This window comes from Enterobacter cloacae complex sp. S1, assembly GCF_014930525.1.
Classification (GTDB): domain Bacteria; phylum Pseudomonadota; class Gammaproteobacteria; order Enterobacterales; family Enterobacteriaceae; genus Enterobacter; species Enterobacter hormaechei_C.
The window spans coordinates 1-14,155 of record NZ_JADBRE010000023.1 but is presented as its reverse complement, the minus strand read 5'-3'; the positions used below and the strand labels follow the sequence as shown (position 1 = coordinate 14,155).

At 58.1% G+C, this 14,155-nt stretch carries 13 protein-coding genes; 11 read left to right on the top strand and 2 right to left on the bottom strand.

All coding sequences use genetic code 11. The features are described 5' to 3' along the window. Positions 1-4: 4 nt before the first annotated feature. The 3 genes from fadI to sixA all read left to right on the top strand — a co-directional run bounded on the left by fadI (position 5) and on the right by sixA (position 4,157). On the top strand, positions 5-1,315 hold the full coding sequence (gene fadI, locus IM290_RS15595) for an acetyl-CoA C-acyltransferase FadI (RefSeq protein WP_193042327.1): 1,311 nt from the start codon (positions 5-7) through the stop codon (positions 1,313-1,315). Continuing rightward, on the top strand, positions 1,315-3,462 hold the full coding sequence (fadJ, locus tag IM290_RS15590) for a fatty acid oxidation complex subunit alpha FadJ (protein ID WP_193042326.1): 2,148 nt from the start codon (positions 1,315-1,317) through the stop codon (positions 3,460-3,462). Before fadI ends, fadJ begins: the two co-directional genes overlap by 1 nt. A 209-nt stretch (positions 3,463-3,671) precedes the next feature. Beyond that, positions 3,672-4,157 (top strand): phosphohistidine phosphatase SixA, encoded by a 486-nt coding sequence (sixA, locus tag IM290_RS15585; protein ID WP_003861375.1) that lies wholly within the window; start codon positions 3,672-3,674, stop codon positions 4,155-4,157. 46 nt (positions 4,158-4,203) lie between these two features. Here the strand turns inward: sixA and smrB are convergent, their stop codons facing one another. Then, a complete protein-coding gene (gene smrB / locus IM290_RS15580; protein WP_015572246.1) occupies positions 4,204-4,755 on the bottom strand; it encodes an endonuclease SmrB in 552 nt (183 codons plus the stop codon). A gap of 145 nt (positions 4,756-4,900) precedes the next feature. Here smrB and prmB point away from each other — a divergent pair, with 145 nt between their 5' ends. From prmB to IM290_RS15550, 6 genes are read left to right on the top strand one after another with little or no spacing between them, the layout of a single operon-like run. Beyond that, positions 4,901-5,833: a 50S ribosomal protein L3 N(5)-glutamine methyltransferase gene (gene prmB, locus IM290_RS15575; RefSeq protein WP_003861381.1), complete on the top strand. Its 933-nt coding sequence runs from the start codon at positions 4,901-4,903 to the stop codon at positions 5,831-5,833. 60 nt (positions 5,834-5,893) lie between these two features. Then, positions 5,894-6,979, top strand: coding sequence for a chorismate synthase (aroC, locus tag IM290_RS15570; protein ID WP_003861383.1), 1,086 nt, complete (start codon positions 5,894-5,896; stop codon positions 6,977-6,979). A gap of 2 nt (positions 6,980-6,981) precedes the next feature. After that, on the top strand, positions 6,982-7,806 hold the full coding sequence (gene mepA, locus IM290_RS15565; protein ID WP_017692986.1) for a penicillin-insensitive murein endopeptidase: 825 nt from the start codon (positions 6,982-6,984) through the stop codon (positions 7,804-7,806). Next, on the top strand, positions 7,806-8,615 hold the full coding sequence (locus IM290_RS15560) for a sulfite exporter TauE/SafE family protein (protein WP_003861386.1): 810 nt from the start codon (positions 7,806-7,808) through the stop codon (positions 8,613-8,615). Before mepA ends, IM290_RS15560 begins: the two co-directional genes overlap by 1 nt. Next, positions 8,615-9,160, top strand: coding sequence for an elongation factor P hydroxylase (locus IM290_RS15555; protein WP_193042325.1), 546 nt, complete (start codon positions 8,615-8,617; stop codon positions 9,158-9,160). Before IM290_RS15560 ends, IM290_RS15555 begins: the two co-directional genes overlap by 1 nt. Positions 9,161-9,173: 13 nt before the next feature. Continuing rightward, a complete protein-coding gene (locus IM290_RS15550; RefSeq protein ID WP_017383451.1) occupies positions 9,174-9,452 on the top strand; it encodes a YfcL family protein in 279 nt (92 codons plus the stop codon). Between the two features lie 58 nt (positions 9,453-9,510). Here the strand turns inward: IM290_RS15550 and mnmC are convergent, their stop codons facing one another. After that, a complete protein-coding gene (gene mnmC / locus IM290_RS15545) occupies positions 9,511-11,508 on the bottom strand; it encodes a bifunctional tRNA (5-methylaminomethyl-2-thiouridine)(34)-methyltransferase MnmD/FAD-dependent 5-carboxymethylaminomethyl-2-thiouridine(34) oxidoreductase MnmC (RefSeq protein ID WP_193042324.1) in 1,998 nt (665 codons plus the stop codon). 158 nt (positions 11,509-11,666) lie between these two features. On the opposite strand from mnmC, the gene fabB reads away from it, so the two are divergent. Both fabB and IM290_RS15535 read left to right on the top strand, forming a co-directional pair. Continuing rightward, entirely contained in the window at positions 11,667-12,884 is a 1,218-nt protein-coding gene (gene fabB, locus IM290_RS15540; RefSeq protein ID WP_017383449.1) for a beta-ketoacyl-ACP synthase I, read from the top strand. 68 nt (positions 12,885-12,952) lie between these two features. Then, positions 12,953-14,131, top strand: a complete 1,179-nt coding sequence (locus IM290_RS15535) for an MFS transporter (RefSeq protein WP_193042323.1) — start codon at positions 12,953-12,955, stop codon at positions 14,129-14,131. The last annotated feature ends 24 nt before the right edge of the window (positions 14,132-14,155 follow it).

Here is a 14,155-nt window from a genome sequence, read left to right as displayed (position 1 = left end):
TGTTATGAGTCAGGCATTACCGCTTATCACCCGACACGGTGACCGCATTGCCATTGTCAGCGGGTTACGTACGCCGTTTGCGCGTCAGGCAACCGCGTTTCACGGTATACCGGCTGTCGAACTGGGAAAAATGGTGGTGGGGGAGATGCTGGCTCGCAGCGAGATCCCGCCAGAGGTTATTGAGCAACTGGTTTTCGGCCAGGTGGTGCAAATGCCGGAAGCGCCCAATATCGCACGTGAAATCGTGCTGGGCACCGGCATGAATGTTCACACCGACGCATACAGCGTCAGCCGCGCCTGCGCCACCAGTTTCCAGGCGGTGGCGAACGTGGCGGAAAGCCTGATGGCGGGGACCATTCGCGCGGGGATCGCCGGCGGCGCGGATTCCTCATCCGTGCTGCCCATCGGTGTGAGCAAACAGCTGGCCCGCATCCTCGTGGATGCCAACAAAGCCCGGACCACCGGTGCGAAGCTCAAACTCTTCTCGCGTTTACGTCTGCGCGACCTCATGCCCGTGCCACCTGCCGTTGCTGAATACTCCACCGGCCTGCGTATGGGCGACACTGCCGAGCAGATGGCAAAAACCTACGGTATTACCCGCGAACAGCAGGATGCACTGGCGCATCGCTCGCATCAGCTCGCTGCGAAGGCCTGGTCGGAAGGCAAACTTGCCGACGAGGTGATGACGGCTTACATCCCGCCTTTCCGCGAACCGCTGGTGGAAGATAACAATATCCGTGGCACCTCGACGCTGGAGGATTACGCAAAACTGCGCCCGGCGTTTGATCGTAAACATGGCACCGTTACGGCGGCCAACAGTACGCCACTGACGGACGGTGCCGCCGCCGTGATCCTGATGACGGAATCCCGGGCGAAAGAGCTTGGCATAACACCGCTGGGCTATTTGCGTAGCTACGCCTTTACCGCCATTGATGTCAGGCAGGACATGCTGCTCGGTCCGGCCTGGTCCACGCCGCTGGCGCTGGAGCGTGCGGGGTTGACGCTGGCTGACTTAACCCTGATCGATATGCACGAAGCCTTTGCCGCACAAACCCTGGCAAACATTCAGCTGCTGGCAAGCGAGCGCTTCGCGCGCGATGTACTGGGCCGCGCCCACGCGACCGGCGAAGTGGATCAGAGTAAGTTTAACGTGCTTGGCGGATCCATCGCCTACGGCCATCCATTTGCGGCGACCGGCGCGAGAATGATAACCCAGACTTTGCACGAGCTGCGTCGCCGCGGCGGCGGTTTTGGTCTCGTTACCGCCTGTGCGGCGGGCGGCCTGGGTGCAGCAATGGTTCTGGAGGCTGAATAATGGAAACGACATCTGCATTTAACCTGGCTGTTCGCCTTGATAACGTGGCTGTTATCACCATTGATGTACCCGACGAAAAGATGAACACCCTGAAGGCCGAGTTCGGCGTTCAGGTGCGTGCGATGCTCAGACAGATCCGCGAAAACAAAGCGATACGTGGCCTGGTATTTATCTCGGCAAAGCCGGATAACTTTATTGCCGGGGCCGATATCAACATGATTGCCCGGGCGAAAAGCGCTCAGGAAGCAGAAGACCTGGCCCGTCAGGGGCAGCAGGTAATGGCGGAGATCCATGCGCTGTCGATACCCGTTGTCGCTGCGATCCACGGGGCCTGCCTGGGCGGTGGGCTTGAGCTGGCGCTGGCCTGTCACAGCCGAATTTGTACCGACGATGCGAAAACCGTACTCGGACTGCCGGAGGTACAGCTTGGATTGCTGCCCGGTTCAGGTGGCACGCAGCGCCTGCCGCGTCTGGTGGGCGTCAGTACGGCGCTGGAGATGATTTTAACCGGTAAACAGCTGCGCGCCCGTCAGGCGTTAAAGGCGGGTCTGGTTGATGAGGTCGTTCCGCACGCCATCTTGCTTGAGGCCGCCGTTGAGCGGGCGCTGAAAGGTCGTCAGGCGAAACGCCCTCTGCCGGTGCGCGAGCGTATCCTCGCCGGGCCGCTGGGGCGCACGCTGTTGTTCAATATGGTGGGTAAAAAAACCGAGCAAAAAACCAAAGGGAACTATCCGGCAGCGACGCGCATTCTGAAGGTGATTGAAACCGGTTTATCGCAGGGCAGCAGCAGCGGTTATGCTGCGGAAGCGAAAGCCTTTGGCGAGCTGGCGATGACGCCGCAGTCGCAGGCGCTGCGCGGCATTTTCTTTGCCAGCACGGAGGTTAAAAAAGATCCGGGCAGTGAAGCTGAACCGGCTCCGCTGCGTGCCGTTGGCGTTCTGGGTGGTGGGCTGATGGGCGGCGGCATCGCATTTGTCACCGCCAGCAAAGGCAAATTGCCCGTACGTATCAAAGATATCAACCCAAAGGGTATCAACCACGCGTTGCAGTACAGCTGGCAGAATCTTGATCGCAAAGTGAAGCGCCGCCATATCAAGGCCTGTGAGCGTGATAAAACCCTCTCGATGATCACTGGCGCCACCGACTACAGTGGGTTTGCACACCGCGATCTGGTGATTGAAGCCGTGTTCGAAGATCTCGCCCTTAAGCAGCAGATGGTGGCGGACGTTGAACAGCATTGCGCGCCGCACACCATTTTCGCATCAAACACCTCGTCTTTGCCGATCGGCGACATCGCTGCGAAAGCCGTGCGCCCGGAGCAGGTGATAGGGCTGCACTATTTCAGCCCTGTCGAAAAAATGCCGCTGGTGGAGGTTATCCCGCATGCCACAACCAGCCCGCAAACTATTGCCACCGTGGTGAAGCTGGCGAAAAAACAGGGCAAAACCCCGATTGTGGTCGCGGACAAAGCCGGCTTCTACGTCAACCGCATTCTGGCGCCGTACATTAACGAAGCGATGCGGTTGCTGACGGAAGGGGAGAAAATTGAGCACGTCGATGACGCCCTGGTGAAGTTTGGCTTCCCCGTCGGCCCAATCCAACTTTTGGATGAGGTAGGAATTGATACGGGGACTAAAATTATCCCTGTGCTGGAAGCGGCTTATGGCGATCGTTTTGCGCCGCCTGCAAACTTTGTTTCCGCAATTTTGAAGGACGATCGCAAAGGCAGAAAAAATGAACGCGGTTTCTATCTTTACGCCGTGAAAGGGCGTAAAAGCAAGAAACAGGTCGACCCTTCGGTTTATGCGCTTATTCCTGTCACGGGTCAGGGAAAACTGTCGGCGGTTCAGTGTGCTGAGCGCTGCGTGATGATGATGCTCAATGAAGCGGCGCGCTGCTTTGGTGAGCAGGTGATCAAAAGCGCGCGGGACGGCGATATCGGCGCCGTGTTTGGTATCGGTTTTCCGCCATTCCTTGGCGGTCCGTTCCGGTATATGGATACCCTCGGGGCGGGTGAAGTGGTTGCGATCCTGCAACGTCTGGCCTCGCAATATGGTCCACGGTTTACACCTTGTGACGAATTATTGCAGATGGCGGAACGGGGTCAGACATTCTGGCCCGCAAGGGAAACTGATTGCGTAAACTGAAGTCAAAGAAGGGTAAATCCTGAGGTGATGGAACCTGTTCTGGCGAAATTGTAAACAGAGATTGACTATACTTACGCCATTGAGGTAAAAAACAGCGTTTCATTCACCGAATGGATCAGGCACAATGCCCGGCCATCGGGTTTTCTACCTCAGAGCATTAATCGCGGGTAGTTAACGCCGGTGATTCTGGTTAACAAAAGCGGTGCAATATGCAAGTTTTTATCATGCGTCACGGCGACGCGGCACTCGATGCCGCCAGTGACTCAGTACGTCCTTTAACCGTCTGTGGCTGCGACGAATCCCGTCAGATGGCGACATGGCTTAAAGGTCAAAAAGTGGACATTGAACGCGTTCTGGTGAGTCCGTTCCTGCGGGCAGAACAGACGCTGGATGTGGTAGGGGAGTGTATGAACCTGCCATCCAGTGTGGATGTTCTCCCTGAACTCACGCCGTGTGGCGATGTTGGCCTTGTCAGTGCATACCTTCAGGCGCTGTGCAATGAAGGTGTCGCTTCCGCACTGGTCATTTCCCACCTGCCGCTGGTCGGCTATCTGGTATCTGAGCTGTGCCCGGGCGAAACGCCACCGATGTTCACAACGTCCGCCATTGCCAACGTCACCCTCGACGAAACCGGCAAAGGGGTCTTTAACTGGCAAATGAGTCCGTGCAACCTGAAGATGGCAAAAGCCATCTGACGTGACGTGCGATATGGCGGGGTGCAGCGTGCCTCCCGCCATCCTGTCAGGGCAATTCTGGCGGCTGCCACTCCTCCACCTCAATCAATACCAGCAATGCGGCATCTCCGCCGTACTCTTTTGGCGCCTGATGAAAAGCCATCACGTGTGGATGCTGAGCCAGCCACAGCGGTGTCTGTTGCTTAAGAATATGTTTGCCGTGGCCGTGCATCACGCAGGCGCAAAAAACATGCTCGCGACGACATGCCGCGATCAACGCCCCCAGCTCCTGTTTCGCCTGCATCTGGGTCAACCCATGCAGATCGAGGAACAGCTCCGGCGAATAATCTCCCCGGCGTAATTTTTTCAGTTCAAAATGGCTGACGTCTTCGCGCACGTATTTCACCGCACCCTGCGTATTTAGCAGCGGCTGAAACTCATCTGAAAAATAGTGGCTGTTATCGGCCTGCTCCTGGAGCAACCGTTTGACCGGTACCTCGCTGACTTTTTTACGCTGCGGGCGATGGACAATGGTGTCGTGCGTGATTTGACGCGTCCCGGTCATCAGCTGGCGGAAGAGAGCCTGATCCTCCTCGCTGAGCGATGTTTTCTTTTTCATTCGTCATTCTCATCTCGTATTTCCGATAGTGTACCCGACTAAACGCATTTTTTAACCTCAAGCGGTACGCGTCATTGCTGATTTATCGCCGTCTTCATGGCAAACTAGCCGCCGAAAATTATGCGAGCATGCCCTGGAGGAAAGAGTGGATAAAATTTTTGTCGATGAAGCAGTAAACGAGCTGCATACCATACAGGACATGTTGCGCTGGTCGGTTAGCCGCTTCAGCGCCGCCAATATCTGGTACGGACACGGTACCGACAACCCGTGGGATGAGGCCGTGCAGCTGGTGCTGCCGTCTCTCTACCTGCCGCTGGATATTCCGGAAGACATGCGCACCGCGCGCCTGACCTCCAGTGAAAAACACCGCATCGTTGAGCGCGTGATCCGTCGCGTAAACGAGCGCATTCCGGTGGCTTACCTGACCAACAAAGCCTGGTTCTGCGGCCACGAATTCTATGTTGATGAGCGGGTGCTGGTGCCGCGTTCGCCGATTGGCGAGCTGATCAACAACCATTTTGACGGCCTGATTAACCATCAGCCGCAGCACATTCTTGATATGTGCACCGGCAGCGGCTGCATCGCCATTGCCTGCGCGTACGCCTTCCCGGAAGCGGAAGTGGACGCCGTCGATATCTCCACCGACGCGCTGGCCGTCACCGAACACAACATTGAAGAGCACGGGCTGATTCATCACGTCACGCCTATCCGCTCTGACCTGTTCCGCGACCTGCCGACGCTGCAATACGACCTGATCGTCACCAATCCGCCGTACGTGGATGCAGAAGATATGTCCGACCTGCCGAACGAGTACCGTCACGAGCCGGAGCTGGGCCTGGCGTCAGGCTCTGACGGGCTGAAGCTGACCCGCCGCATCCTGGCCTGCGCGCCGGATTATCTGACCGACGACGGCGTTCTGATTTGTGAAGTAGGCAACAGCATGGTACATCTGATAGAGCAGTACCCGGATGTGCCGTTCACCTGGCTTGAGTTCGACAACGGCGGTGACGGCGTCTTTATGCTGACCAAGGCGCAGCTGCTTGATGCACGCGAATACTTCAGCATTTACAAAGATTAATCCAGCGGGCTTCGGCCCGTTTCACAACGCTCAAACACAAACAACAACATCGGAGCCGTGATGGCAGGAAACAGTATTGGACAGGTATTCCGTGTGACCACCTTTGGCGAGTCGCACGGTCTGGCACTGGGTTGTATCGTTGATGGCGTCCCGCCAGGCATCGAACTGACCGAAGCCGATTTACAGCATGACCTTGACCGTCGTCGTCCGGGTACCTCTCGCTACACCACGCAGCGTCGCGAGCCGGACCAGGTCAAAATTCTCTCCGGCGTATTTGAAGGCCGTACCACAGGAACCAGCATTGGTCTGCTGATTGAAAACACCGATCAGCGTTCTCAGGACTACGGCGCGATTAAGGACGTTTTCCGTCCTGGTCACGCCGACTATACCTACGAACAAAAATATGGCTTTCGCGACTATCGCGGCGGCGGACGTTCTTCCGCGCGTGAAACCGCGATGCGCGTGGCGGCAGGGGCAATTGCCAAAAAATATCTCCAGCAGAAATTCGGCATCGTTATCCGCGGCTGTCTGACCCAGATGGGCGACATTCCGCTGGCAATCAAAGACTGGGATCAGGTAGAGCTCAACCCGTTCTTCTGCGCCGATGCCGACAAGCTGGACGCGCTGGACGAGCTGATGCGTGGCCTGAAAAAAGAGGGCGACTCCATTGGTGCGAAAGTCACCGTGGTGGCCGACGGCGTGCCGGCTGGCTGGGGCGAGCCGGTATTTGACCGCCTTGACGCCGACATCGCCCACGCGCTGATGAGCATCAACGCGGTGAAAGGCGTTGAAATCGGCGACGGTTTTGACGTGGTCAAGCTTCGCGGCAGCCAGAACCGCGACGAAATCACGAAGGCGGGTTTCCAGAGCAACCATGCGGGCGGCATTCTGGGCGGCATCAGCAGTGGGCAGCAAATTATTGCCAATATCGCGCTGAAGCCAACGTCCAGCATTACCGTCCCGGGCCACACGATTAACCGCGCTGGCGATGAAGTTGAGATGATCACCAAAGGGCGTCACGATCCGTGCGTGGGGATCCGCGCGGTGCCGATCGCAGAAGCGATGCTGGCGATCGTGCTGATGGATCACTTCCTGCGCCAGCGCGCGCAGAATGCGGATGTGACGACCACCATTCCACGCTGGTAACTATGAAAAAAACCGCAATCGCTCTGCTGGCGCTGCTGGCCAGTGGAGCAAGCCTGGCCGCTACGCCGTGGCAGAAAATCACCCACCCGGTAGCGGGGAGCGCGCAGTCCATTGGCGCTTTCTCCAACGGGTGTATTGTCGGTGCGCAGGCGCTGCCGTTGCAGTCGGACACTTATCAGGTGATGCGTACCGATCAGCGCCGTTATTTCGGCCATCCTGACCTGCTGCTGTTTATTCAGCGTCTTGGCAACCAGGTGCATAACCTGGGGCTGGGGACGATGCTGATTGGCGATATGGGGATGCCTGCCGGTGGTCGCTTCAACGGCGGTCACGCCAGCCACCAGACCGGACTGGATGTGGATATCTTCCTGCAATTGCCGAAAACGCGCTGGAGCTCAGCGCAGCTGCTGAAACCGCAGGCGCTGGATCTGGTCTCGGCCGACGGTAAACGGGTCGTCGCCTCGCGCTGGTCGCCGGAAATTTCCAGCATGATTAAGCTGGCGGCAGAGGATAACGACGTCACGCGGATCTTTGTTAATCCGGCCATCAAGCAGCAGCTTTGCCTGGATGCGGGAACGGATCGCGACTGGTTGCGTAAAGTGCGCCCGTGGTTCCAGCACCGGGCGCATATGCATGTTCGCCTGCGCTGTCCGGCGAACAGCCTGGAATGTGAAGATCAGCCGCTGCCACCGCCTGGCGATGGTTGTGGTTACGAACTGCAAAGCTGGTTTGAACCGGCCAAGCCTGGAACCTCTAAGCCTGAGAAGAAGACACCGCCTCCGTTGCCGCCTTCCTGCCAGGCGCTACTGGATGAGCATGTACTTTAATGGATAATTTCGTCGATCTGTTCATGGTGTCACCGCTGCTGCTGGCGGTGCTCTTTTTTGTTGCGATGTTAGCCGGATTTATCGATGCCCTGGCGGGCGGCGGCGGGTTGCTCACCGTTCCGGCGCTGCTGGCGGCAGGCATGAGCCCTGCCCAGGCGCTTGCCACCAACAAACTCCAGGCATGCGGCGGTTCGCTCTCCTCGTCGCTCTATTTCATCCGGCGCAAAGTGGTGAATCTCGCCGATCAGAAGCTCAATATCCTGATGACGTTTATTGGCTCAACGGCGGGTGCGCTGCTGGTCCAGCACGTACAGTCCGACATTCTGCGCCAGATCCTGCCGCTGCTGGTTATCTGTATCGGCCTCTATTTCCTGCTGATGCCAAAGCTCGGGGAAGAAGATCGACAGCGTCGTCTTCACGGCCTGCCGTTTGCGCTGATTGCCGGTGGCTGCGTCGGTTTTTACGATGGCTTCTTTGGCCCGGGGGCAGGTTCGTTTTATGCGCTGGCATTCGTGACGCTGGCCGGATTCAACCTCGCCAAATCCACCGCCCACGCCAAAGTCCTCAACGCGACCTCCAACGTTGGCGGTCTGCTGCTGTTTATCATTGGCGGCAAGGTTATCTGGGCAACCGGGTTTGTGATGATGGCAGGGCAGTTTTTGGGCGCGCGCGCAGGCTCGCGTCTGGTATTAAGCAAAGGACAAAAGCTGATCCGCCCGATGATTGTTGTCGTCTCGGCGGTAATGAGCGCCAAACTTCTTTATGACAGCCATGGACAGGAGATCCTCACCTGGTTGGGGATGAACTAATGAACAGTACGCATAACTACGAACAGCTGATTGAGATCTTCGATAGCTGTTTTGCTGATGATTTTAATACCCGTCTGATTAAAGGCGACGACGAACCGATCTATCTTCCTGCTGATGACGAGGTTCCGTATAACCGCATCACCTTTGCCCACGGCTTTTACGCCAGCGGTTTGCACGAAATTTCGCACTGGTGTATCGCCGGGAAAGCGCGTCGCGAGCTGGTGGACTTTGGTTACTGGTACTGCCCGGACGGGCGCGACGCCGCCACCCAGGGGCAGTTCGAAGATGTGGAGGTGAAACCTCAGGCGCTGGAATGGCTGTTCTGCGTAGCGGCGGGTTTCCCGTTCAACGTAAGTTGTGACAACCTCGAAGGCGACTTCGAGCCAGACCGTATCGTCTTCCAGCGCCGCGTTCATGCGCAGGTGATGGATTATCTTGAGAAAGGCATCCCGGCACGTCCGGCACGCCTGATCGAGGCTTTACAGAATTATTACCACACGCCGGAGATCACGGCGGAATGCTTCCCTTGGCCGGAAGATCTTTAACAGAGGAAAGAAGATGATCGCAGAATTTGAATCACGCATTCTGGCGTTAATTGATGACATGGTGGAACACGCCAGTGATGATGAGCTGTTCGCCAGCGGTTATCTGCGTGGTCACCTGACGCTGGCTGTAGCCGCGCTGGAAGCCGGGGACGATCACTCTGCCGACGCCGTTCACGCGGAAGTCACTCGCAGCCTGGAAAAAGCCATTCTGGCCGGGGAACTCTCTCCGCGCGACCAGTCTTTAGTGCTGGGCATGTGGGACAATTTGTTCCAGCAGGCGAAAGCGAAGTAAGTGTATCACCACCCTCTCCCACAGGGAGAGGGCCGGGGTAAGGGCACCAGACCGCACCCTACTTGACCATTTTCCCCTTCAGCAATTTCCGCACCCACAGTCGGTTTGGATTCAGCCCCGCGAGCGTAACCCTGTCCAGCGGAACCGGCTCGTCGCTCATTTGCGCGGCTAACGCTTCAGCCAGCAGCGGCGCGGAGCATAATCCCCGCGAGCCTAAGCCACCCAGCATAAACAGCTCGGGATGAACGGGCGCGCTTACCGCCGTTTCTTTGTTGTCAGCAAGATCCTGATAGACTTCAAGCGTGGCGTCATAGTCCGGCACGTTTCCCGCCATCGGCAGGTGATCGCGGGTCGCGCAGCGTACGCCGCAGCGCGCCTGACCCTCACTGACATTCACCTCTTTTGCCCACGACGCATCCGGGAAACAGTCGAGCAGGCGCTGGCGGTTTTGCTGCTGATCCGCTTCGCTGTACTGCATATCTGTTTCACCGCGATGGTAGCTGGCACCGATGCAGTGATGGCCGTTGGACGGATTTTGCGGCGTCAGGTAGCCGTCGTAACACAGCACCTGACGCAGCTTGCTCAGTTGGGGGGCGGTTGGGATATGGCTCACCTGGCCGCCAACTGGATAAACCGGCAATGACGCTGTCTGGGTAAACTGGCTGATATGATGCCCGTTGGCCAGCACAACGCTGGCATGCTGGACCTCTTTGCCGTCAGCGAAACGCAGTTTCCAGTGCGCAGTGCGGCTTAGCGATTGAACCTTATGGGCATAATGCACTGTCAACCCACGCGACTGCCCGAGGGCTATCGCCGCAGAAGTCAGTTCAGCCGGACACAGCCAGCCGCCGAGTGGATACTGAATACCCCCGCAGCCGGTGTCGACGCCAGCGGTCTCAGCAACCTGCTGTGCCGTCACTGCATGGGCGATGGCCTCCGGCAGACCCAGCGACAGCATTTGTGTGATTTTCTGCTGGCTCTTCTCGTCCCAGCCGAGCTGCGTCACGCCGCACCAGTTGTGGTCGAACGCAACCGGCAGGCTATCGTAAAGGCGGCGAGCAAACGTAAACGCCGCCGGGAAGAACTGGAACAGTGCCGGATCGTGTGAACTTAATAAGGGATAAAGCGCGCCCTGACGGTTGCCTGATGCGCCCGTCGCCGGCGCCTCGTCAGCGCAGTAGAGCGTCACCTGCCAGCCACGGTGCAGCAGCGCCAGCGAGAGCAGGGCGCTGGCGATACCCCCGCCCACAATGGCGACCTCACGCGAGGTGCTGGCGCGACGGGCAAACCAGGGGGCCTGCGCCGGGATCGCCAGATCCTGTTCCATCACCCCGACCAGCATGTCGCGTTTGCGGCCAAAGCCTTTGGTTTTCCGCATGGTAAACCCCGCCTCCTGCAACCCACGGCGAACAAATCCCGCCGAGGTGAAGGTGGCAAGCGTCGCGCCCGGGCGCGCCAGACGTGCCATGGCGCTGAACAGGTGCGGGCTCCACATGTCCGGGTTTTTGGCGGGCGCAAAACCATCCAGGAACCAGGCGTCCACCTTCTGATTCATTGAGTCATCGAGCTTATCGGTCAGGTCGCTAATGTCGCCAAGCCACAGGTCGAGCGTGACGCGTCCGTCGTCCAGAATCAGACGATGACAGCCACCGATAGCCGGAGGCCACTGGGCCTGAAGCTGTTCCGCCCAGTGGGTAAGCTCCGGCCAGCGCTGATGGGCAAGCCGCAGATCGTGCGCGGTAAGCGGAAATTTTTCGAAACTGATGAAATGTAATCTTTGTAAGGTAGCCTCGGGGTGTGCAGTGCGAAACTGGTCGAACGCCTGCCAGAGGGTCAGAAAATTCAGCCCGGTGCCGAAACCGCTCTCCGCTACGACAAACAGGCTGCGCGGATGCTCAGGGAAGCGGGTGCTGAGATGATTTCCTTCGAGGAAGACATAGCGCGTCTCTTCCAGTCCGTTATCATTAGAAAAGTAGACGTCATCAAAATCTCGGGAAACAGGTGTACCCTCAGCGTTGAATTCGAGGTTGGCAGGTTGTATGGCGTTTTGTTTCACGTAAGTTACTCGTCCGACAGGCAGTGGCACGATCTTAGCGATGTGAGCCCATCGGTGCAAATTTCCACAGAAAATGGCTGATCGGACTTGTTCGGCGTACAAGTGTACGCTATTGTGCGACTCGAAACTTTTTATAGTGCGACTTACAGAGGTATTGAATGAAACGTGCAGTGATTACTGGCCTGGGCATCGTTTCCAGCATCGGTAATAACCAGCAGGAAGTCCTGGCATCTCTGCGTGAAGGACGCTCCGGGATCACTTTCTCTGAAGAGTTTAAAGATTCTGGAATGCGTAGCCACGTATGGGGTAACGTTAAACTGGACACCACCGGTTTAATTGACCGTAAAGTGGTTCGTTTCATGAACGATGCCTCTATCTACGCCTATCTTTCCATGCAGGAAGCGATCAAGGATTCTGGTCTGAGCGAAGACGCTTACCAGAACAACCCACGCGTGGGCCTGATTGCAGGCTCCGGCGGTTCCTCTAAAGCTCAGGTGTTCGGTGCTGACGCCATGCGCAGCCCGCGCGGCCTGAAAGCGGTCGGTCCATATGTTGTGACCAAAGCCATGGGGTCAGCGGTTTCCGCGTGCTTGGCAACGCCGTTCAAAATCCACGGTGTGAACTACTCCATCAGCTCTGCATGTGCGACCTCCGCACACTGTATCGGTAATGCGGTTGAGCAGATCCAGCTGGGCAAACAGGACATCGTATTTGCTGGCGGCGGCGAAGAGCTGGGCTGGGAAATGGCCTGTGAGTTCGACGCGATGGGCGCACTGTCCACCAAATACAACGAAACGCCAGACAAAGCGTCCCGTACTTATGACGCACACCGCGACGGTTTTGTTATCGCTGGCGGCGGCGGTATGGTTGTGGTTGAAGAGCTGGAACACGCGCTGGCGCGTGGCGCGCACATCTATGCTGAGATCGTGGGCTACGGCGCAACGTCTGACGGCGCTGACATGGTTGCTCCATCCGGTGAAGGCGCGGTGCGCTGCATGAAGATGGCGATGCACGGTGTTGATACTCCAATCGACTACCTGAACTCCCACGGCACCTCAACGCCGGTAGGCGACGTGAAAGAGCTGGGTGCGATCCGTGAAGTGTTCGGCGACAATAGCCCGGCTATCTCTGCAACCAAAGCCATGACCGGTCACTCTCTGGGAGCGGCGGGCGTGCAGGAAGCGATCTACTCTCTGCTGATGCTGGAAAACGGCTTTATCGCGCCAAGCATCAACATCGAAGAGATGGACGAGCAGGCGGCTGGCCTGAACATCGTGACCGAAACCACCGAACGTGAGCTGACGACCGTTATGTCCAACAGCTTCGGTTTCGGCGGCACCAACGCCACGCTGGTGATGCGTAAGCTGAAAGCGTAAGCGTTTGAAGGTATAGTAGAAGGGAGCCGCGCGGCTCCCTTTTTTTATGCCTGAACACGGAGTTATGCATGAAGGCTGTTACCCCTGAGAAGAGCGCTCCTTCCGGGAACCTTTCCCTTTTCCGCATCGCCTTTGCGGTGTTTCTGACCTATATGACCGTTGGCCTGCCGCTGCCGGTGATCCCCTTGTTCGTTCACCAGGAGCTGGGCTATGGCAACACCATGGTCGGTATTGCGGTGGGCATTCAGTTTTTAGCGACGGTATTAACCCGGGGCTACGCCGGTCGCCTGGCGGATCAGCACGGCGCAAAACGCTCGGCGTTGCAGGGCATGTTTGCCTGCGGGCTGGCGGGGGGAGCCTGGCTGCTGGCGGCGCTGTTGCCGATAGATGCAGCGTATAAATTCGCGCTGCTGGTGGCAGGGCGTCTGATCCTCGGCTTTGGCGAAAGCCAGCTGCTGACCGGCACCCTTACCTGGGGAATGGGGCTGGTGGGGCCTGCGCGTTCCGGAAAAGTGATGTCCTGGAACGGGATGGCGATTTACGGCGCGCTGGCGGCAGGCGCACCGCTGGGGCTGCTGATCCACAGCCAGTTTGGTTTTGCGGCGCTGGCAGGCACCACCATGGTATTGCCGCTGCTGGCGTGGGCGTTTAACGGTTCGGTGCGTAAGGTGCCCGCCCATAAAGGCGAGCGTCCTTCGCTGTGGAGCGTGGTGGGGCAAATCTGGCAGCCGGGGCTTGGGCTGGCGCTTCAGGGGGTGGGCTTCGCGGTTATTGGTACCTTTGTTTCCCTCTATTTCATGAGCCGCGGCTGGGCGATGGCGGGCTTTACGCTGACGGCCTTTGGCGGCGCGTTTGTATTGATGCGCGTGCTGTTTGGCTGGATGCCGGATCGCTTTGGCGGCGTGAAGGTGGCCGTGGCGTCACTTGTCATTGAGACCGTGGGTCTGGTACTGCTCTGGCAGGCGCCCTCTGCATCCGTTGCGCTGCTGGGTGCGGCGTTGACCGGCTGCGGCTGCTCGCTGATCTTCCCGGCGCTGGGCGTTGAAGTGGTGAAACGCGTGGCTCCGCAGGTGCGCGGCACGGCGCTGGGCGGCTATGCGGCGTTTCAGGATATCTCATACGGGGTCACCGGGCCGCTGGCCGGGGTGTTAGCCACCTCGTTTGGCTACCCGTCCGTCTTCCTGGCCGGTGCAGTTTCTGCGGTGGTGGGGATTGTGGTGACGCTGATGGCGTTTCGCAGGTCGTAGTTTTTGCCCGGTGGCGGCTGCGCC